The sequence below is a fragment of the Pseudarthrobacter sp. 01T43 genome (genome assembly GCF_056398665.1).
Genome location: NZ_JBFTPV010000012.1, coordinates 1 through 18197, shown reverse-complemented (window position 1 = coordinate 18197; position 18197 = coordinate 1). Strand labels below are relative to the sequence as shown.

At 65.5% G+C, this 18197-nt stretch carries 20 protein-coding genes; 8 read left to right on the top strand and 12 right to left on the bottom strand.

Going from position 1 to position 18197, the window contains the following annotated elements; translation table 11 throughout:
- Positions 1 to 4: 4 nt before the first annotated feature.
- The 7 genes from AC1DIM_RS12200 to AC1DIM_RS12170 form a co-directional block, all read right to left on the bottom strand.
- On the bottom strand, positions 5 to 778 hold the full coding sequence (locus AC1DIM_RS12200; protein WP_477710751.1) for an oxygenase MpaB family protein: 774 nt from the start codon (positions 776 to 778) through the stop codon (positions 5 to 7).
- Between the two features lie 230 nt (positions 779 to 1008).
- A complete protein-coding gene (locus AC1DIM_RS12195) occupies positions 1009 to 1776 on the bottom strand; it encodes a formylglycine-generating enzyme family protein (RefSeq protein ID WP_477710750.1) in 768 nt (255 codons plus the stop codon).
- Positions 1777 to 1839: 63 nt separating this feature from the next.
- The gene (locus AC1DIM_RS12190) at positions 1840 to 2874 is read right to left on the bottom strand and encodes a carbohydrate kinase family protein (RefSeq protein ID WP_477710749.1); all 1035 of its coding nucleotides are present in this window, start codon (positions 2872 to 2874) and stop codon (positions 1840 to 1842) included.
- A gap of 2 nt (positions 2875 to 2876) precedes the next feature.
- Complete coding sequence (locus AC1DIM_RS12185) at positions 2877 to 3956, bottom strand: NAD(P)-dependent alcohol dehydrogenase (RefSeq protein WP_477710748.1); 1080 nt, start codon at positions 3954 to 3956, stop codon at positions 2877 to 2879.
- A gap of 40 nt (positions 3957 to 3996) precedes the next feature.
- The gene (locus AC1DIM_RS12180; protein ID WP_477710747.1) at positions 3997 to 4926 is read right to left on the bottom strand and encodes a carbohydrate ABC transporter permease; all 930 of its coding nucleotides are present in this window, start codon (positions 4924 to 4926) and stop codon (positions 3997 to 3999) included.
- A complete protein-coding gene (locus AC1DIM_RS12175; protein WP_477710746.1) occupies positions 4923 to 5891 on the bottom strand; it encodes a carbohydrate ABC transporter permease in 969 nt (322 codons plus the stop codon). The genes AC1DIM_RS12180 and AC1DIM_RS12175 overlap by 4 nt, the downstream gene beginning before the upstream one ends.
- 26 nt (positions 5892 to 5917) lie before the next feature.
- On the bottom strand, positions 5918 to 7264 hold the full coding sequence (locus AC1DIM_RS12170; RefSeq protein WP_477710745.1) for an ABC transporter substrate-binding protein: 1347 nt from the start codon (positions 7262 to 7264) through the stop codon (positions 5918 to 5920).
- A gap of 272 nt (positions 7265 to 7536) precedes the next feature.
- Here AC1DIM_RS12170 and AC1DIM_RS12165 point away from each other — a divergent pair, with 272 nt between their 5' ends.
- Complete coding sequence (locus AC1DIM_RS12165; protein WP_477710744.1) at positions 7537 to 8460, top strand: AraC family transcriptional regulator; 924 nt, start codon at positions 7537 to 7539, stop codon at positions 8458 to 8460.
- A gap of 87 nt (positions 8461 to 8547) precedes the next feature.
- On the opposite strand, the gene AC1DIM_RS12160 is transcribed toward AC1DIM_RS12165, so the two are convergent.
- Both AC1DIM_RS12160 and AC1DIM_RS12155 read right to left on the bottom strand, forming a co-directional pair.
- Positions 8548 to 9600 carry an LLM class flavin-dependent oxidoreductase gene (locus AC1DIM_RS12160; RefSeq protein ID WP_477710743.1) on the bottom strand — a complete coding sequence of 351 codons (1053 nt, stop codon included), beginning with the start codon at positions 9598 to 9600 and terminating at the stop codon, positions 8548 to 8550.
- A 92-nt stretch (positions 9601 to 9692) separates the two neighbouring features.
- A complete protein-coding gene (locus tag AC1DIM_RS12155; RefSeq protein WP_477710742.1) occupies positions 9693 to 10739 on the bottom strand; it encodes a hypothetical protein in 1047 nt (348 codons plus the stop codon).
- A gap of 246 nt (positions 10740 to 10985) precedes the next feature.
- Here AC1DIM_RS12155 and AC1DIM_RS12150 point away from each other — a divergent pair, with 246 nt between their 5' ends.
- Together AC1DIM_RS12150 and AC1DIM_RS12145 are read left to right on the top strand one after the other, a co-directional pair.
- A complete protein-coding gene (locus AC1DIM_RS12150) occupies positions 10986 to 11306 on the top strand; it encodes a DUF427 domain-containing protein (RefSeq protein ID WP_477710741.1) in 321 nt (106 codons plus the stop codon).
- A gap of 401 nt (positions 11307 to 11707) precedes the next feature.
- On the top strand, positions 11708 to 12397 hold the full coding sequence (locus tag AC1DIM_RS12145; protein ID WP_477710740.1) for a matrixin family metalloprotease: 690 nt from the start codon (positions 11708 to 11710) through the stop codon (positions 12395 to 12397).
- 3 nt (positions 12398 to 12400) lie between these two features.
- On the opposite strand, the gene AC1DIM_RS12140 is transcribed toward AC1DIM_RS12145, so the two are convergent.
- Complete coding sequence (locus AC1DIM_RS12140) at positions 12401 to 14056, bottom strand: HNH endonuclease signature motif containing protein (protein ID WP_477710739.1); 1656 nt, start codon at positions 14054 to 14056, stop codon at positions 12401 to 12403.
- Between the two features lie 152 nt (positions 14057 to 14208).
- Here AC1DIM_RS12140 and AC1DIM_RS12135 point away from each other — a divergent pair, with 152 nt between their 5' ends.
- Positions 14209 to 14781 (top strand): MOSC domain-containing protein, encoded by a 573-nt coding sequence (locus tag AC1DIM_RS12135; RefSeq protein WP_477710738.1) that lies wholly within the window; start codon positions 14209 to 14211, stop codon positions 14779 to 14781.
- Between the two features lie 20 nt (positions 14782 to 14801).
- Here the strand turns inward: AC1DIM_RS12135 and AC1DIM_RS12130 are convergent, their stop codons facing one another.
- Positions 14802 to 15173, bottom strand: coding sequence for a VOC family protein (locus AC1DIM_RS12130; RefSeq protein ID WP_477710737.1), 372 nt, complete (start codon positions 15171 to 15173; stop codon positions 14802 to 14804).
- Positions 15174 to 15433: 260 nt separating this feature from the next.
- Here AC1DIM_RS12130 and AC1DIM_RS12125 point away from each other — a divergent pair, with 260 nt between their 5' ends.
- Complete coding sequence (locus AC1DIM_RS12125) at positions 15434 to 15745, top strand: putative quinol monooxygenase (RefSeq protein ID WP_477710736.1); 312 nt, start codon at positions 15434 to 15436, stop codon at positions 15743 to 15745.
- 192 nt (positions 15746 to 15937) lie between these two features.
- A complete protein-coding gene (locus AC1DIM_RS12120; protein WP_477710735.1) occupies positions 15938 to 16216 on the top strand; it encodes a zinc-binding dehydrogenase in 279 nt (92 codons plus the stop codon).
- 48 nt (positions 16217 to 16264) lie between these two features.
- Here the strand turns inward: AC1DIM_RS12120 and AC1DIM_RS12115 are convergent, their stop codons facing one another.
- On the bottom strand, positions 16265 to 16744 hold the full coding sequence (locus AC1DIM_RS12115; protein WP_477710734.1) for a MarR family transcriptional regulator: 480 nt from the start codon (positions 16742 to 16744) through the stop codon (positions 16265 to 16267).
- A 357-nt stretch (positions 16745 to 17101) separates the two neighbouring features.
- Here AC1DIM_RS12115 and AC1DIM_RS12110 point away from each other — a divergent pair, with 357 nt between their 5' ends.
- Positions 17102 to 18025, top strand: a complete 924-nt coding sequence (locus AC1DIM_RS12110) for a hypothetical protein (RefSeq protein WP_477710733.1) — start codon at positions 17102 to 17104, stop codon at positions 18023 to 18025.
- A partial coding sequence (locus AC1DIM_RS12105) for a phage holin family protein (RefSeq protein WP_477710848.1) occupies positions 18022 to 18197 on the top strand: 176 nt, incomplete at its 3' end. The genes AC1DIM_RS12110 and AC1DIM_RS12105, both read left to right, overlap by 4 nt.

Here is an 18197-nt window from a genome sequence, read left to right as displayed (position 1 = left end):
CTTCCTAAGTTGTGCGGAGCCGGCCGAGGCAGTAGTCCTTGACCCAGTGCCGGACTACCCGCGGCAGCCGCGGATACAGCACCGCGGACCAGCGGGTGGTTCGGTCGAACAGGCGGCTGTGGCGGTCACTCCACGGCAGTCCGTAGCCGCTCCGAAGGTGGGCGGGCAGCAGACCTGCGGTGATGAACCGGATCAGCGGCATGCTCATCCGGAGCCAGAGGGGGCCAGCGGGCGGGTAAAGGAGTTGGCGGCCTACCCGGGCTGTGACGGTGTCGAGTTCCAGATTCTGGACGCGTGCATCCCAGTACGCTCTGAAAGCTGCACGGTCGGCCGGCCACAGCTCCGCCGGGAGCTGCAGGACGGTCCCAATCCGCGCGTAGTCCTGGTACATGAGATCGGCTGTCTCGTCGTCCAACTGGCCGTAGATCTTCTCGTAGATGATCACCGCGGTGTCGTACAGTGTTGCCACCACCCACAACTGGGCCTGTGCGTCGAACGCGCTGTACCCGGGGGAACCGGCATCCGGCCGGCGGCGGACGGCGACATGCGCGCGGTTCACGCTGCGGCGAACGGCCGCGATCTGGTCCTCCGTCCCGTACACCACGGCGTACACGTACGTGACGGTGGAACGGAACCGCTGGAGCGGGCGGCCAGCGAAGTCGCTGTGCTCGGCCACGCCGTGCCCCACGGCCGGGTTCGCGATCTGCAGCAAGATGGCGCGGCCGGCTCCCACGAGCAGGACACCTTCTGCCCCGATATCAGCCAAGCTGCGCACCATCACCACACGATACCGGGAATCCCCGCAGGCGGAAACGGAGTCCAACGTCACGGAGTGCAACCGGTCCTCTTCGGTGGCCCCGCCGTCGTCGTTTGGTCCGGTCCTCCGGGTCCCGTTCTCCTGGTCCCGTTCTCCGATCAGTCCTGTTCTCCTGGTCCCGTTCTCCGATCAGTCCCGTTCTCCTGGTCCCGTTCTCCGATCAGTCCCGTTCCCTTGATCCCGTTCTCCGATCAGTCCCGCAGCGGTGTCCATCCGACCGGACGCGGGCCACGGATGCCGGCCCTGCGCTGGTCGGCTGCCGCCGACCAGCCTTGTGCGGTCTGGGCGCCGGATTCACCCACCGGCCCGCGAGCCACCCTGAACCCGACGTCCTCCAGGACCGCGTCCGGCGCACTGCCCCGGCGGACTGATGACCGGGAGCTCCACTCGGGGTCGGCCCAGCCTCCGCCGCGAAGGCTCCGGTAATCGCCATAGCGGGCGGTATCGGCGTAGTCCCAGCACCACTCCCAGACGTTGCCGATCATGTCGAAGACACCGAACGCGTTCGGTGCCTTGTGCGCAACCTCTTGGGGGCCGTCCACCTGATCGGCCGCCGTCCACGCAATGTCCCGCAGGAGCGCGTAGATCGGTCCGCTGGTCCCGGCACGGCAGGCCCACTCCCACTCTGCCTCCGTGGGCAGCCTGAACCCGTCGGCGTCGACCTCCCAGAGGACTTTGCGGTCGCGGATTTGGTAAGCCTGACTGAGCCCGGCCATGGCAGATGCCTCGTTGCACCACTGCACTGCCTCAAACCAGGTCACCGGATGTGCGGGCAGGTTAGGTGACGTACCGGGTCGATCTGCCGCGTCGAAGACCGCAGCCCAGTCCGCCCACGTGACCGGGGTCCGTCCGATCTCGAACGGCAGCAGCGCGACCTCCCGGCTGGAACCGGACCGTGCATCGTGCAACTCCACGGTGCCGGCGGGAATCGTTGCCAGCTGGAGTGATGGGAAGACCATGCCGCCAACAGTACGTGCCGGTGGGACTTCCCCCTGTCACGTACCGCTCAGTCCTGAACGGCTTTAGTCGCGGTTCCGAGCATCAGCACGGGCCGCCGGGCAAGCGTGCAGCGGTTCGAAGTATCCTTCGCTTGACGTTTCCAGGACCGCGGCTGGGAGAGCCAGCGGACCGAGTTCGGTCGCGTCCGGCGGGTTGGCCCCCGGACGGGAGCAGGTGATCGCCGCCGCGCGGTTGGCGTAGGCGGCGAGCGTCCGCAGGTCCTCTACGGTCAGGGCCTGCAGCCGCGGCCGGCCGGCAACTCCAAGTGCTTTGAGTTGGTCCAGGCCGGAGATGAGCGCGGCCATAAAAGAGTCGCCGGCGCCTACGGTGTCTGCCACGGCGACGGGTTCGGCTGCCAGCTCCACCCTGCCGTGGCGGGAAAGGAGGACCGGACCTTCGGCGCCTCGCGTCATGGCCACCACTGCCGGCCCGAGTTCCAGCCATGCTGAAGCGGTCTCCTCCGGCGTCCGGTCCGGGTAGAGCCAGGCCAGGTCCTCATCGCTGGCTTTGACGATGTCGCTGGCGGCCACGAAGCGTTCCGCCTGCCCGCGTGCCGCAGCCACATCCGGGCCGATCCCGGGGCGGCAATTCGGATCGTAGCTGATGCTCGCGTGCTCCCCCGCTCCCGCCAGGAGGGCAAGCGTGGCCTGGTCTCCTGGAGCAACGGCGGCCGCGATGGAGCCTGTATGGACATGGTGGGAACGCTGCACGGCTTCAAGGGCGGGAAGGGCTGCCCCGTTGATGTCCCAGCTGATGTTGAACGCATAGGTGGCGGCGCCGTCGGGACTGAGCGTGGCTGTCGCCGTCGACGTCGGTGCGCTGCCGCCCCTGATCGCCGTGACGCCATTGGTGTTGAGGTGGTCTTCGATCACATCGCCGTAGGGGTCGTCGGCGTAGTGCGTCACGAGCGTGGTCGCCAGGCCGAGGCGGGCAGCGCCCACCGCCACGTTCAGCGGGCTCCCGCCCGGGTGCGCCTGCGTAGAAGTTCCCTGGGGAGGCAGCTCCCGGTGCGGGTCGCTGATGATGTCCACCAGCGATTCGCCGATGACGGTGATCATGGTCAGCGGCCCGGGTAGACGACGGCCTTGAGCTGGCCCGCCTGCTTGCCGGCTTTCAGCGCTTCTTCAGACTCGGCGAGGCTGAACTTGCCGGTCACCAGGATGTCCAGGTCCACTTTTCCGTCGGCGATCAGCTGGATCGCCAGCGGCCAGGTGTTGGTGTACCGGAAGACGCCGGAGAGCCAGATCTCCCGGTTCTGGATGAACGAAACGGGGAGTTCCACATCGTCCGCCCCGAGCCCCACCAGGATCACGCGGCCGGCCGGGCCCACTGCCTTGATGCCGGAACGGACTGCCTGCGGGGCGCCGGATGCGTCAATGAACGCATCGACGTCAAGCCCTTCCACGCTGTCCGTTTTGGCGTTGAGCGCGTGCGTTGCCCCGTGCTGGAGCGCGAAGTCCAGCCGGTCTTCGGCGATGTCCGTGATGTAGATTTCCGTGGCACCGAAGGCCCGGGCGGCCTGGGCTGCGATGATGCCGATGGGGCCGGCACCGGCGATCAGGACCCGGCTACCGGGCTTGATCTCGGCGCGCTCACAGGCCCAAAGACCCACAGAGAGCGGTTCGATGAGCGCGGCCGCCTCGTCACTGACGCTGTCCGGGATGTCGAAGGCGAAGTCAGACTGGATGGTCACGTACTCGGCGAAGGCGCCGTCGATCGGCGGGGTGGCGTAGAACTCGATGTCCGGGCAGAGGTTGTAGCGCCCGGCTTTGCACTGCTTGCACTTGCGGCAAGGGCGCTGGGGTTCGACGGCGACCCGGTTACCGATGCGGGCGGGATCCACGGCGCTTCCGACGGCGGCGATCCGGCCGGAGAGTTCGTGGCCGAGGATGAGCGGGTGGTCCACCACGTAGTCACCAATCCGGCCGTGTTCGTAGTAGTGGACGTCGCTGCCGCAGACGCCTACGGCGGCGACCTGCACCAGGACCTGGTCGGCGTCGAGCTGCGGAACGGGCAGGGTTTCCATCGCCATTTCGCCCTGGCGCTTCAGGACGGAGGCGCGCATGGTGGTGGGGCGTTCGGGGCTGACGGCGGGGGCATCGAGGCTGGTAGCGGGGGAATGGGTGGTTGGGGTGGTCATGGGAGTACTCCTTCTACGAATTCGAAAGTGGAGGTGCCAGTTATTTCACGGCGCCGAGCGAGAGGCCCTGGACGAGCTTGTCCTGGGCGGCAAAACCGGCGAACAGCACCGGCAGCGAGATGACGACGGCGGCCGCGCAGACCTTCGCGAGGAAGAGGCCCTGGCCCGAGACGAAGCCGGTGAGGAAAACGGGGGCAGTGCCTGCCACCACCCCCGTGAGGACCCGGGCCAGGAGCAGCTCGTTCCAGCTGAAGATGAAGCAGATCAGGGCGGTCGCGGCGATGCCGGGCATGGCCACGGGTGCAACTACCTTGCGAAGCGTCAGGAGCAGCCCGGCGCCGTCGATCTGGGCGGCTTCCAGCATTTCCACCGGTACTTCAGCGAGGAAGGACCGCATCATCCAGACCGCGATGGGCAGGTTCATGGACGTGTACATCAGGACCAGGAACCAGATGTTGTCCAGGGCACCGACGGTTCTGGCGAACAGGTAGAGCGGCAGGATCGCAGCCACCACCGGCATCATTTTGGTGGAGAGGAAGAAGAACATCACGTCGGTCCACTTCTTCACCGGCCGGATGGACAGTGCGTAGGCGGCCGGGATGGCCAGCACCAGGACGAGGACCGTGGACAGGATCGAGGCGGTGGCGGAGTTGATCAGCGACGGCCACGGGCTGACGCCGGACGTTTCCCCGAAGAATTCCCGGTACGCGTCCAGGGTGAGGTTTGCGGCGATGGACGGCGGGTTCGTGGCTGCATCGGTTTCGGAGTGGAAGGACGTCAGGATCATCCACAGGACCGGGGCGGCGAACAGCAGGGCGAGCAGCCAGGCCCCGAGGCCGGCGGCGGTGTTGTTGCGGGTGGGGTCCATGCGCGACTTGCCGCGCTTGCGGGTGCCGGTGTTCAGTGCGGTGGCTGATGCGGACCGGGCAGAGCCCGTATTGCGTGGCGCGGCAGGAGTGAGCGTGCTCATCGTGCTGCCTCCTTCTTGAAGAGCGAGAATACGGTGCGGAGGGCAAAGGTCGCCACGATGATGGTGCCGATGACCACCACGACGCCGGCTGCGGAGGCCAGGCCGTATTCGTTGGCGAAATAGAACGTCTGGTAGATGGCGTAGGGCAGGTTGGCTGTGCCCAGTCCGCCCGCGGTGAGGGTGAAGACGGCGTCGAAGTTCTGCACGATGTAGATGGCTCCGAGAAGGCCGCCGAGCTCGATGTACTGGCGCAGGTGCGGCAGCGTGAGGTGCCGGAATATCGCCCAGGGTGTGGCGCCGTCCATCTGCGCCGCTTCGACGGTGTCCATGGGGCGGGACTGCAGGCCCGCCAGCAGGATGAGCATCATGAACGGGGTCCACTGCCACACCAGTGAGATGATCACGGCCATCAGGGGTGCCTGCGAGAGCAGGTCCAGCTGGGGCGCCGTGCCGCTGCCGAAGAGTGACCAGATCCAGGTCAGGATGCCGTTGATCAGCCCGTAGGTGGGGTTGAGGAGGGCATGCTTCCAGATGAGGGCCGCTGCCACCGGCACCACCAGGAACGGTGCGATCAACAGGGTCCGTGCCAGTCCCCTGCCGATGAACTTCTTGTCCAGCAGTAGGGCAAGGCCCAGGCCGACGAGCAGGCTGAACAGCACCACGGAGACAGTGAGAAGGATGGTGGTGAAGATCGCCTGCCGCAGGTCCGGGTCTGTGAGGACCGTGGCATAGTTCTCGAGGCCGGCGAATGCGGTCTTGTCAGGGCTCAGGCTGTTCCAGTTCAGGAACGAGATGATCAGTGTCACCACGAACGGAAGCTGGGTGACAACGATAAGGAAGATCAGGGCCGGAAGCAGCGGTGCACGCCGGGCCCAGGCCAGGGCGCGTTCGCGCGACCGGGCGTTTCGTGTTGGTTTGGCTGCGTGGTGTCCCGGGCGGGAGATGCGCGCCGTTGCGGTAGTCATGATGTTCTCCTGCGGTTCGGTTGTTGCTACTTGTACTTGTTGCCGATTTTTTGGGCGGCTTCCTGGCCCTTGGCCAGCGCATCAGCCACGGAGCCCTGGCCTGCGATGGCCGAACTCACTCCCTGGGAGACGTTGGTGCCCAGGGCAGCGAACTCGGGAATGCCGACAAATTGGATGCCGACGGCGGGACGTGGCTGCGCGCCGGGGTTTTTCGGGTCCGCGTTCTCAATGGCGAAACGTTCGGCTTCGAAGAACGGCGCCGCCTTTTGGAATTCGGGATTCTCATAGGTGGAGATGCGTTTGCCGGAGGGAACCTTTGCCCAGCCGAGCTTGGACGCCACGAGTGCCTCGTACTCCTTTGAGCTGGCCCAGGAGATGAATTTCCCGGCGGCATCCTGCTTCTTTGAGGCCGCCTGCATGGCCCAGGACCAGGTCCACAGCCAGCCGGAGGGCTTGGTTTCCTTGACCGGTGCCTGGGCGTAGCCGATCTTCCCCTTCACCGGTGACGAGTCGGCTTCCAGGGCACCTGCGGCCGAGGTGGCGTCGTACCACATGGCCACATTGCCCTGGCTCAGGTTGTTCAGGCATTCGGTGAAGCCTGCCTGCGCGGCGCCTGCTTCACCGTGCTCGCGCACGAGCTTGGTGTAAAAATCGACGGCGGCGGTGAATTCAGGGCTGTTGACCTGAGCGTTCCAGTCCTTGTCGAACCAGGTGCCGCCGAAGGTGTTCACCACGGTGGTCAGCGGAGCGAAGACCTGGCCCCAGCCCGGCTGGCCGCGCAGGCAGATGCCCTTCATCCCCGGAGCCGCCCCGTCCACCTTCGCCGCGATGTCCGCGACCTCATCCCAAGTGGGCTTGGCCGGCATGGTCAGGCCTTTGGCCGCCAGGATGTCTTTCCGGTACATCAGGAAGGACGATTCACCGTAAAACGGTTCGCCGTACAGCTTTCCGTCCGTGCCGGTGAGGGATGCCGTGTAGGCGGGCAGGATATCTTTTTGGTCAAACTTCGCGTCGGCGGCCACATTGTCCAGCGGCGCGAGCCAGCCGTTGGCGGAGTAGAACGGGATCTCATAGTTGGACAGCGACGCGACGTCGTACTGGCCGGCCTGGCTGGAGAACTCCTGGCTGATCTTGGCGCGGACGTCGTTCTCCGGAAGGATGGTGTAGTTGACCAGGATGCCGGTTTCCTTGGTGAAGTTATCAGCGGTGAGCCGCTGCAGGTCCTCCATCTGGGGGTTGTTCACCATCAGGACGTTGATGCTTTTCGGGTCTCCGGCTGAATTGCCTCCGCCGGCACCGGCACAGGCTGAGGCACTCAGGGCGACGCACAAAGCGCCGACGGCGAGGGTCGCAGCACGCATTTTTGGGCGCATTAAGGACTCCTTTGTTCTTAGGGGGGTACACAGCCTGCTCGCGTCGACTGCTTTATCGACGTACTGGGCTGTAGGGCCGGTCATCGGGATTTCGATGTGCCGGGCTGGTCTTCCTCAACTGTAGGGGTGTGGGGTACGGCACAACTAGCGCCGTGCATGCCCGTTTCTGATACAAATTTTCCCTACCGGACTGTGGGCGGCAGGCGCTACTGTGGGAAGGCGCCCCACGGTGCTGTCCATTTTTCATAACCGCGGATGCCTGGAGTACAAGCATGAGCACGGCAGTTCCCACCGACGGAGCAACAGCCAGGCTGGCCGAGAGGCTGCTGGGGATGCGCGCCAGCCGGGAAGTCATCCCGCCCGACCCGGACCATTCGGTCCGGTGGCACGAGCATGACTATCCCACCGCGGCAGCCCGCTGGAACTATCACCCCGAGTACGAGATCCATCTGATCCGGAAGGGCACCGGCAAGTTCATCGTGGGAGACCACATCGGCACCTTCGAGGCCGGGCACGTGTCCCTGGTCGGATCAGGACTGCCCCACGACTGGGTCAGCGACCTGGAGCCCGGCGAAGTCATCGAGGGCAGGGACGCCCTGATCCAGTTCGATGGAAAGTGGGTGGAGCAGACCGCTGGGCTTGTTCCGGAACTGGCCGAGGTTAAGCCGCTGCTGGAACAGTCCGCGCGCGGGATCGAGTTCCTGGGGCGAACGGCTGAGGCCGCGGCGGCGGCCATCGAAGCCATGGGCGTTTCCACCGGACTGGCGCGGCTGCACCATCTCCTGGAACTGTTTGCGGTGCTAGCGCATGCACCGCAGGAGGACCGGCGCTATCTGGCGGATGAATGGTTCAGGCCCCAGCTGGATGGCCAGGCCGCGGCCGTGGTGGATATCGTTCTTGAGTACGTCTTCAGCAACCACGCTGGCAGTGTGAAAATGTCCGAGGCGGCTGCCCTGGTTGGCATGCCCGAACCGACATTTTCGAAGTACTTCAAACGCGCCACCGGGCAGAATTTCAGCGACCTGGTCCGCAAGCTTCGGCTCGCCCATGCCCGGCGCCTGCTGGAGCACAGCGACAAAGCCATCTCGGACATTTGCTACGAAGTCGGGTTTTCCAACCTGTCCAACTTCAACAGGCACTTCCTGAACGACGCCGGCGAAACGCCCCGGCAGTACCGCCAACGGACGCAAGGCTGACCTTCGGGCCGCTGCCGGGCTTTCCCAGGCAGTTCAGGTGGGATGGGCGACGGCGGGACCTCCCGCCGTCGCCCGTTTCCGTTGCGTTTAGGCGACTCCGACGCCCAGCTCCCGATTGACGGCGGGCATGATTTCGGTGGCGAGCAGTTCGATGGAGCGGGCGGTTTCGGCGAACGGCAGGCCGCCGAGGCCGATCTGCGCCATGTAGCGGGTATTGCCCAGGGTCTGGTGGATTTGGAGGAGTTTCTCGATGACCTGCTGCGGGCTTCCCACCAGCAGTCCACCGCCGGGATCACTCCAATCATCAAAGGTGGAACGCGGGAAATGGTCCACATTGCGTGGCATGTTCTGCTCGAAATACGCCCGGTAGTGCGGGTAGAAGGTGTCGCGCGCCTGCTGGGACGTGGCGGCCGCGAAGAAGTGGCCGCCCACCCCCACCGGCAGTGCGGCGGCATCGTGGCCTGCTTCTTCCGCACTGTGCCGGTACAGCTCGGCCAGGCGGCGGAAGCGCTCCGGGCCGGAGAGCAGTGCGATGGACAGCGGCAGTCCGAGCCTGCCCGCGCGGGCGAAGCTGGCGGGCGTCCCGCCGACACCCACCCACACGGGAAGCTTTTCCTGCAGGGGCCGGGGTGCGATGTCCATGCCGGGAATGCTTTGGGTCAGGCTCCCCTTCCAGTCCAGGACTGCATTGTCGCGGAGCTCGAGGAGCATGCGCAGCTTCTCGTCGAACAGTCCGTCGTAGTCGGCGGTGTCGTGGCCGAACAGCGGGTAGGACTCGATAAAGGCCCCGCGGCCGGCAATAATCTCGGCACGGCCGTCGGAGATGAGGTCCAGGGTGGCGAACTGCTCAAAGAGCCGCACGGGGTCCTGGGTGGACAGCACGGTCACTGCCGTGCTGAGCCGGAGGTTGGTGGTTTCCCGGGCGATGGCCGCCAGCACGATTTCGGGGGCCGAGAGGGCGAAGTCGTGCCGGTGGTGCTCGCCCAGGCCCATGAAGCCGAGGCCTGCCTGGTCCGCCAGCTTCGCTAGCTCGATAATCTCCTTGAGCCGCTGATGCGGCGAGAGGGCGCTGCCGGTGTCGCTGCGGGTTAGTTCGCCGAAAGTAAAGATGCCAAAGTCCATGATTGCTTGAACATTCAAGTTCAAGGATTCATTCCCGGGGCAGGTTTCGGACGGGAAACGGAAGCGGACGACGGCGGGAGGCGCCGCCRTCGTCCGCTCCACCGCAGCGGTTACCCGCTGAAGGGGACCTTTTCCCAGGACAGGACCTCGCCGTCCTTTGAGCTGTTGGGGGCGACGCGGAACTTCACGTAGTTGGTGGCGTTGGCCGATCCGTCCACGGTGATGCGCTGAAGCTGGTCGGCGGCCGCGGCGTGGCCGTAGACAGCCAGCCACGGTGAGCCGGCCGCCAGCGGCTGGTTGTCGGCGTAGACGTGACTGTCACCGTTGATGAGATAGACGGGACCGTCGAAACGGTTGGTCTCGTCGATGATGGCCCGGACAATTTCGCGGAAGCCGGAGACTGTTTCCGGGTTGGCCAGGGCTGCGTCGAGCAGCGCCGGATCGAACATGTCAGCCTGCGTCATCAGGACCACGGCACGGTCGTTGCGGCGCGTGGCGTCGCTGAAAGTGGCGCGGATCTGCTCCAGTTCGGCCGCCTTCCGGTGCTCCACCTCGGCCAGCTGCTCAGGCGTGGCAGCCGTCTCGCCCAGGCCGGTCCACGGCTGGAGGGAGTTGTTGCTGCCCTGGACGTTCACCACGGAGAATGCCACGCGGTTCTGCGTGAAGCGGACGTTCTCGGGCAGGCCCAGGCGTTCCTGGCTCTTGATGGGCATTGTCTCGCCGAGCGTCTTCCCGGGTCGGTTGAAGAACACCTCCCGCAGCTTGTCCAGCCGTTCCAGCGGGTTGTATGCACCGTTGTTGGTGCGGTGGCAGTCCACCCATTCGTTATCGCCGGGGGTGAAGACCAGCGGGTGCTCGAAGCTATCGAACTCGGTGCGGATGCGCTGGAAGTATTCGTCGGAACAAACGGATGACCCGTTCTTAATGTCCCCCACGTGCGCGACGAACTTCAGGTCGGTATCGGCGTTGATGTCCTTGATGTGTGCGGGGAACTTGGCGAGGTCATCGGCGCCGTAGGGGATGTCGCCGACGACCCCAAAACTGAACGCCTTGTCATTCGAGGGGACACTGGCGGCGGATGGAACAGCAGGCGCGGCCGCGAGTGCGGTCGCGGACGCAAGTGCCACAAAGGCGGTGACGGCGCTTCTCACGAACACAGGAGTACTCCTCGGTCGAGTCAATGGCAGCTCAGGTGACCGGGGAATCCCCTGGCATTTCGCTGAGCTTGTGCGTTAACAGACTTCATGCCGAGGACTAACGTCGCGGGGCTGCACGGTTTCGGGGCCATGAACAGAAGCTGTCCTCGTGGCCTGCGCCTGGTGGTACCCACGTGCGGCCGGGAACAAAGCGCCCCGGCGATGCCGTTGGCATACCTAAAGTGGCACACCAGAAGGAGGTCCCTCATGGAACGGGCCGCCCCCCCCAAAGAGAGGAACCACATGGTCAAGGCTGTCTGGAACGGGAAAGTCATTGCCGAGTCCGAAGAGACAGTGGTGGTGGAAGGCAATCACTACTTTCCCCGCAACACCGTCACCGCCGGTTACCTCAGGGACAGCGATCTGCATTCCGTTTGCCCGTGGAAGGGCCAAGCCAGTTACCATACGCTGGAAGTGGACGGGAAGCTGAACGTTGCTGCCGCCTGGTTCTACCCGGAGACCACAACGCGGGCGAAGCCCATCGAGGGCCGTATCGCCTTCTGGCGCGGCGTAACCATCGAGGACTAGCGCGGCACACAAATCAAGCAGGAGACGGCGGGAGGCGACGGCGTCGTACGCTTCAGCGCCGGGCATTATGCTGATCTGACCATCAACGGAGATGGGTATGGCGGCACAAGGGGGAACTATTGGGATCGGATTCTGGCGACGACGGTCTTCCGCGGATCCGCCGTTCGCCCAGCGGACGCGTTCCGCAGTGGGCGATTGATGAGGCACTGGGCAAGTTGCAGGCTCCGGATCCCTGGCGGGGTCCCCCGGTTTCGCAAATCTCAGCCAGGAGGACCGCCAACCGAAAGAAAATCCGCGGGCGAAGGTGGAGAAAGCCGTTTACCACGATTCTGGGTATCGCCTTGGTAGTGGGTCTCTACTTCACACCGGCTCTCTTCGATCGGTACGTGCTACCCGACGTCATGCCATACCTGCCTGGTGCCAAGGTGCCGCCGCCTGGTTTTGAGGCTGCGTCCGCGCCGCTCGGGCTCCCGCCGGCGTCCAGCGGATCGACCGCCTACGTCCTGCAGCAGTCGCCGGACCCCGGCCAGCGTTTTGTTGCCTATGACCCCTGCCGCCCCGTGCACTACGTGGTTCGGCCCGATAACGCGCCGCCCGGAACCGAGCGGCTTATCGAACAGGCAGTGTCCTTGGTCTCCGCCGCCTCGGGCCTGCACTTTGTTTACGACGGAACGACTGCCGAGGCGCCGTCGAAAACGCGTTCGACGTACCAACCTGACCGCTACGGCAAACAATGGGCGCCAGTGCTCATTGTCTGGTCAACGCCGGAGGAATCACCAGACTTGGCCGGGAAGGTTGCGGGAACTGGAGGCAGCTCCTACGCCCACATCCCCGGTGAGCCGTACGTTTTTGTCGCAGGCCAGGTGACACTTGACGCACCTGGACTCAGGGAAATCCTGGCCCGTTCCGACGGCTCCCTGCTGGTCCGCGCCATCATCATGCACGAACTCGCGCACGTCCTCGGCTTGGATCACGTGGACGACCCGACGCAATTGATGCATGAAGAGAACAGCGGGCAGTTCGACTTTGGCGCCGGCGACCGGGCCGGGCTCGCCCTCTTGGGAACCGGGGCGTGCGTCCCACGGCTGTGACAGTTAGGCGAGGGCGTGGAGGAACCGTTCCAGGCCGTCTTCGCCCGGTGATAGTTCGGTGTGGATAAGGTCCGGGTGACTGGCTGGGTCTCTGGCCGGGTGTCTGTCCGGGTGGCCGCGCGGGTGGCTGACCGGGTTTGTAGCCGGGTGTCTGGCCGGGTGACGGCGCGGTGCTCCTTCCTTCAGTTTTTCCTTCGATTTTTCCTGCGGTTTGGGTTGGTGGGGCCAGTGGGGTGTTTCCCAATCCTGGTGTTCGCTTCGGTATCGTCGCCCCGAGGGCGAGATCCAGCCCGGCGGTTCGTTCTTGGTCGCCGGGGTGGGCCGCCAGGCGCTGGTATGCCTCAGGCGGTGGTGGTTGGGGCATGGCTGGCCCAGATTTGTTATGCCGGTGGTGCCGCCCTTGGCCCAGGCGAGGATATGGTCGGCTTCGTTGTCCAGGGATTGGTTGGAACAACCAGGGAACGGGCACTTACCGTCCCGCAGCCGCAGCCAGTTCCGCATCGCCTTGGTCAAACGGTAGCTGGTCCGGCCGATCTCCAGCGGCGCCCCGTCCCGCGGGTCAACCAGGACCCGGTAGAACGAGTCCGCCCCGTTCGCCACGAGGTCCCTCGCCATCGACGCCGGGATCGGGCCGTACCCGTCCAGCATCGCCGGTTCCTCGGTGGCCCCGAGCAGGGAAAACACCGGGACCGTCACGAGGACCTGGGCCCGCGGGTGCGGGACCTGCCCGGGACCGTGGCCTGCCGGATTCGTGCTCCCGGCAGCATCGGGGCTTGATCCGCTGGGTCCGCTGGCCAGGAAGGCTGCAGCATCGTCCCTTGATCCGTTTGATCCGTTGGATCCGTTGGTTCCGCTGGTCAGGAGGGCTGTGGCGAACACGTCAGCTCGGCGCTGCATAAGGGTCAGGGACTCCTCCGGGCCCTGCAGGCCTCGGGCGATCGCGGTGGTCCGGTTCCAGATCGCCGCCGCCCGGTCCGCGGGCAGATACGCCGAGAGCCACGCCATCCCGTCCCGGTCCGGGGCATACTCAACCCGCCGGTCCAGGACACCCTTGGCGTGGCGTTTCTCGATACTCTCGGCGTGGTGGCGTTCCCGCCACGTGCGGGCCTTGGCCCGGAACCGGGACGCCGGCATCTCCCCCGCAGGACACCCCAGAGCCGGGTCCGGTACGTCCGGGTCCAGGAAGTGGGCCTCCAGCGCCGCGGCACCGGCCCGATCAAGGGTGCCGGCTTCATCCACCATCACCCGGGCATGCTGCCACGAAATCGTGCCCGCCCGCAGCGCGGCCAGGGTCAACGGCAACCTCGTGGTCAGCTCACGGGACTCGGACAGCAAAGCCCCCGCGGCCCGCGGCCCGATAATCAGGACACACCCGATCTCCGCAGTCACCGCCGCCTCCTGCGCCCGCACCGAAGCCTCCGGCGGCGCGACAGCCTGGACGGCGTCCGCGTACGTCACGGCAGACCGGGCCTTCACCCCCGCCAACCCGGCCTCCACCCTCCGGGCCCCGGCAAGGATATCCAAGCACCCATCAGCCACACCCGCCAACGGATCACCCTCCGCCGACCACTCAGAACCAGAACCGTCCGCCTCGGCAGTGAGCACAGCAAGAGCAGACTCCATGTCCGCAAACGCCTTCGCCACCGCCGCTTTCCCCATACACCCATCATGACAAGGGGGTCCGACATTCAAGCAAGACGGCCGCTTCGTGCGGCCCAGCACGAGCCCCACGGACCGACGACAGCGGGACTCCCCGCCGTCGTCCATCACCCGCACGCGACGCACACCGGCTGTGGGGATAGCGTGGAAGCATGACGGAAAGCTTTCGGTACGACGTCGACATCCTGCATCTGCTGGTGTCCCCCGCGCACGCCTACTTCGGCCGCGCACGCGAAGGGGCGGCCGATGTCCCCACCACGGACGCGGAATGTGTCGAACTGGTGGCGGGGAAGGGGATCGTCGGGGACCGGTTTTTCGGCAAGGCCGCACATATGGACGCGGCCGTGACCCTGATGTCCATCGAGGCTCTCGAAGCGATGGCGGCGGAGCTCGGCACCTCACCGTTTGACCCGCTGCTGACCCGGCGCAACATAGTCCTCCGGGGCGCCCAGCTGGCACCACTGATTGGCGGCAACTTCGTGCTGGAATCGCGCGGACAGGAGGTGGGGCTGAAGGCCGGCCGTCCCGCCAACCCCTGCGCATGGATGGACCAGATGCTCGCCCCCGGCGCGCATAAGGCAATGCGTGGCCGAGGTGGTGTGCGCTGCCAGCCGCTCACGGACGGATTCCTCCACCGCGGGCCGGCCGTTCTGGTCAGCCCGGTCCCGTTGGAGCCCGGCCGGGCCGGCGAGGCCACGATGCTCAAGGCGTCACGGTTGCCCTAGCGCGGTCCCGGGGAAACGGGTCAGACGTGCTGATCGACCAGCACCGGGTTACCGTCCGGATCCACCACGATGAAGCTACCCGGGCCCGCTGTGGCGTCATCGGCCTCGGACACAAACTCCACGCCCTGGGACTTGAGTTCCCTCTGGATATCGCGCACATCGGTAAAGGCGCCGAGCGCCTCGGCGTTCTGGTTCCAGCCCGGGTTAAACGTGAGCATGTTCTTCTCAAACATCCCCTCGAAGAGGCCGATCACCGTCTCGCCGTTCTTCAGGATCAGCCAGTTTTGGGTGATGTCGCCGGCGAAGCTGGTGAAGCCGAGTTTCTCGTAGAACGCGGCTGACGCTGCGATGTCCTTGACTGTGAGACTGATCGAAAAGGCGCCGAGCTGCATGGACCACTCCACTCTCAAGGGGACGAATGCTCCGATGATACCTACTTCAGCGCCAAGGATCCCCGGGTGCCCTGGCGTACTACTTCGAGGCTTATCCCCACGGGATACGACCGACGACGACAAGAACGAACGAGGAACTGAACAACACTGAATCAATTCCGGCGTCGGCCGCGCACAACATCGAGGCAGGATTACTGTCCCCACACGGCTAACATGACCTCCAATGCAGATCCCGTTTCACTCGTAAGGAAAAGATGCCCATGACCATCGTTGTCACCGCAGAATTCACTCCCAGAGAAGGCACCTATGACCAAGTGGTCGCTGCCCTCGCCCCGGCCATTGCAGAAGTGCACGAGGAAGCGGGCTGCCTGCTGTACGCCATCCATGAATCGCCGACTGGCCGCATCATCATGATCGAAAAATGGGAAAGTGCGGAGCTGCTGGACGCCCACGGCGCCGGCGAGCCCGTCAAACGGCTCAACGCGTCGCTGGACGGACTCCTCGAAAAGCCGGTGGAAGTTACCCGTCTGGTGCCCGTGCCGGCGGGCACCGCGCACCAGGGCGAACTCTAGGCACCAAAGCCAAGCGGACGACGTCGGGAGATCCCGTCGTCGTCCGCTTCCATTTATCCACGCTCGAGTCGGGCTGCCCGGGAACTCCAGCCACGCTGGTTGAGCCGTTCGATGCCGTCCAGGAAGAGGTCCAGGGCGAACGCGAATCACGACGGCTGATTTCACCGCAGGGACGCAACGTACGACGTCGTCATGGCCTGCGTGCGCAACGCTCCGTTCGCGAGGGTGCAAGGGAGTCCCGCAGCGGGAGGTGCCCTGCTCCTGGTCACCGCCGGCGGCCTCAAGCTCAGATACGCCGCCGGCGACGTGCGCTACCTCGCAAGCCTCGCGGGGGAAGGCAAGTACAGGGCGGTCATCGACAGGACCGACAGCCTCGCCGACGTCGTCGAGGCCCAGCGCTTGGTGGACGCCGGACGGACGCGGGGCAACGCAGGCCTGCGCGTCCACACACGCCAGGGACAAGCATCATGAGCACCGTCGTTTCGGCTCTCAATATGAGGCGGGTCCTGCATGGCTTCCTCACTCATTGTTCCAATGACGGGGCACTCTGGACGTTGAATGGGGTCCTGCGGAAGCGGGGTCCTCCTGCAGGCTGTCCACGAACCTGGTGAGTTCCCTGCGGAGTTTCCGCCATCCCTGCGAGTCCACGGGGTAGGCGTTGGCCTGGGCATCACGGGCGGACTGCAGGAGGGCCCGGCCAGCGTCCGTGAGCCCAATGGTTAGTTGGCGCCGGTCCCGCGGATGGCGTGTCCTGGTGACCAGCCCCGCCCCGTGGAGCCGCTCCAGGACCCTGCCGATGGTCTGGCTTTTGACATGGATGACAGTGGCTAACTGTTCCTGGTTGAGGGGCCCGTTGGCGAGGCCGCCCATGGCAATAGCCGCAGCCCGGGTCAGTCCCAAGGGAGCCAGGACCTGATCCTGGCGGCGCTGTAACAACCTCGCCGCCAGGATGAGGAGCCGGTATCCGTCCCGGACATCATTCTCTGAATTGCTCTTCATCTGAACCGTCCTTGCCTCTGACGTTCACACCTTCTGACGTTCACACGACGCAGTGACGTCGATGCTGCCTTGCCTACGACGGCGGGGCACGTCGTCGGCGGATTACGCATGGTTCACGCCACCACCATAAGCATGCTTATCATCCACTTGGCAAGCAGGCTTGTGATTCTTGCCGAAGAGTGCCCGCCTCCCCTCCCGAATGCCCGCGCCAGGAAAGCCAACCATTGCAAACTAGATGGCAAGTGTGCTTAGTATCGAATACTAACCTTGCTTACTATTCGATCCGCGCCGGCATCGCTGGCACTCCTCGCCATAGTGATCCATCAAGAACGTGATCCATCAAGAAAGAGAGCGACAATGACTGAGAACCAATGGCCCCAGACATCCCCGTCGACCCTCGACCAGTACGGCGACCCGGCCCCGGCCACGCTCGCCGGAGCGCCGGGCGGCTCTGCTTCAAAAACCGACGCGGCGAAAACAGAGGCTTCACAGGTGGCCAACCAGGCAGCTGGCGCGGCCCAGGACGTGGTCCATACGGCCAAGGCGGAGGCTGCCAATGTTGCCTCCGAGGCGAAAGCCAACGCCCGGGACCTCCTGCACCAGGCCAAATCAGATCTCACCAGCCAGGCGGGAACACAGCAGCAGAAGGTAGCCGACGGCCTGCGCTCGGTTTCGGACGAACTGCGCGCCATGGCGGAAGCTTCCAATGAGCCTGGCGTGGCCTCGGACCTCGTGCGGCAGGCCGCCGATCGGTCGCAGTCCGTAGCGTCGTGGCTTGACGGCCGGGACCCCGGATCCCTGCTGAAAGAAGTCAAGGGCTTCGCGCGGCAGCGACCCGGCACCTTCCTCCTCCTCGCCGCAGGCGCGGGCGTGCTGGCAGGACGGCTGGGCCGCAGCCTGCAGGCCGGCGCCCCCGCTTCGACCGGAACCCCCAGCCCGGCAGTGCAGCAGTCCAGCTACCCGCCGGCATATCCCACCACCGAGCCGGGCATGACGGCCGGGGTTGGTGGGCCGTTCTACGACGAACCAGTCGTCGGCCGGCCAGGATCAGCCCAGCCCGGACTGGCCCAGCCCCCGTACGGTGAGCCGGCATACGGTCAGCCCGCATACAGCCAGCCAGCATCGGGTCAGCCCGCATACGGCCAGCCCGCATTCGGTGAGCCAGCATTGGGTCAGCCAGCCTACGGCGAGCCTGCATTCGGTGAGCCTGCATTGGGTGAGCCCGTGCGGCCGGCAACGGTCGCAGACCCGTACGCCGAAGGGGAAGGGCGCCACCTGTGAGTAGTCAGATTCCGGAGTCTCCAGCGTCGGCGGCGCACGTGAAGGCCGATAACACCTCGTTGGGTGAGCTGCTCGGTGAAGTCACCCGCGACCTGTCCACCCTGATGCGCCAGGAAGTCGACCTCGCCAAGGCCGAACTCAAAGACTCAGCCGGCAAGGCAGGCAAGGGCGG

What these genes read in the sequence shown, in the direction of transcription:
- AC1DIM_RS12200 (WP_477710751.1), bottom strand. Translation starts at nt 778, where the DNA reads ATGGTGCGCAGCTTGGCTGATATCGGGGCAGAAGGTGTCCTGCTCGTG.
- AC1DIM_RS12195 (WP_477710750.1), bottom strand. Translation starts at nt 1,776, where the DNA reads ATGGTCTTCCCATCACTCCAGCTGGCAACGATTCCCGCCGGCACCGTG.
- AC1DIM_RS12190 (WP_477710749.1), bottom strand. Translation starts at nt 2,874, where the DNA reads ATGATCACCGTCATCGGCGAATCGCTGGTGGACATCATCAGCGACCCG.
- AC1DIM_RS12185 (WP_477710748.1), bottom strand. Translation starts at nt 3,956, where the DNA reads ATGACCACCCCAACCACCCATTCCCCCGCTACCAGCCTCGATGCCCCC.
- AC1DIM_RS12180 (WP_477710747.1), bottom strand. Translation starts at nt 4,926, where the DNA reads ATGAGCACGCTCACTCCTGCCGCGCCACGCAATACGGGCTCTGCCCGG.
- AC1DIM_RS12175 (WP_477710746.1), bottom strand. Translation starts at nt 5,891, where the DNA reads ATGACTACCGCAACGGCGCGCATCTCCCGCCCGGGACACCACGCAGCC.
- AC1DIM_RS12170 (WP_477710745.1), bottom strand. Translation starts at nt 7,264, where the DNA reads ATGCGCCCAAAAATGCGTGCTGCGACCCTCGCCGTCGGCGCTTTGTGC.
- AC1DIM_RS12165 (WP_477710744.1), top strand. Translation starts at nt 7,537, where the DNA reads ATGAGCACGGCAGTTCCCACCGACGGAGCAACAGCCAGGCTGGCCGAG.
- AC1DIM_RS12150 (WP_477710741.1), top strand. Translation starts at nt 10,986, where the DNA reads ATGGAACGGGCCGCCCCCCCCAAAGAGAGGAACCACATGGTCAAGGCT.
- AC1DIM_RS12145 (WP_477710740.1), top strand. Translation starts at nt 11,708, where the DNA reads ATGCCATACCTGCCTGGTGCCAAGGTGCCGCCGCCTGGTTTTGAGGCT.
- AC1DIM_RS12140 (WP_477710739.1), bottom strand. Translation starts at nt 14,056, where the DNA reads ATGGGGAAAGCGGCGGTGGCGAAGGCGTTTGCGGACATGGAGTCTGCT.
- AC1DIM_RS12135 (WP_477710738.1), top strand. Translation starts at nt 14,209, where the DNA reads ATGACGGAAAGCTTTCGGTACGACGTCGACATCCTGCATCTGCTGGTG.
- AC1DIM_RS12130 (WP_477710737.1), bottom strand. Translation starts at nt 15,173, where the DNA reads ATGCAGCTCGGCGCCTTTTCGATCAGTCTCACAGTCAAGGACATCGCA.
- AC1DIM_RS12125 (WP_477710736.1), top strand. Translation starts at nt 15,434, where the DNA reads ATGACCATCGTTGTCACCGCAGAATTCACTCCCAGAGAAGGCACCTAT.
- AC1DIM_RS12120 (WP_477710735.1), top strand. Translation starts at nt 15,938, where the DNA reads ATGGCCTGCGTGCGCAACGCTCCGTTCGCGAGGGTGCAAGGGAGTCCC.
- AC1DIM_RS12115 (WP_477710734.1), bottom strand. Translation starts at nt 16,744, where the DNA reads ATGAAGAGCAATTCAGAGAATGATGTCCGGGACGGATACCGGCTCCTC.
- AC1DIM_RS12110 (WP_477710733.1), top strand. Translation starts at nt 17,102, where the DNA reads ATGACTGAGAACCAATGGCCCCAGACATCCCCGTCGACCCTCGACCAG.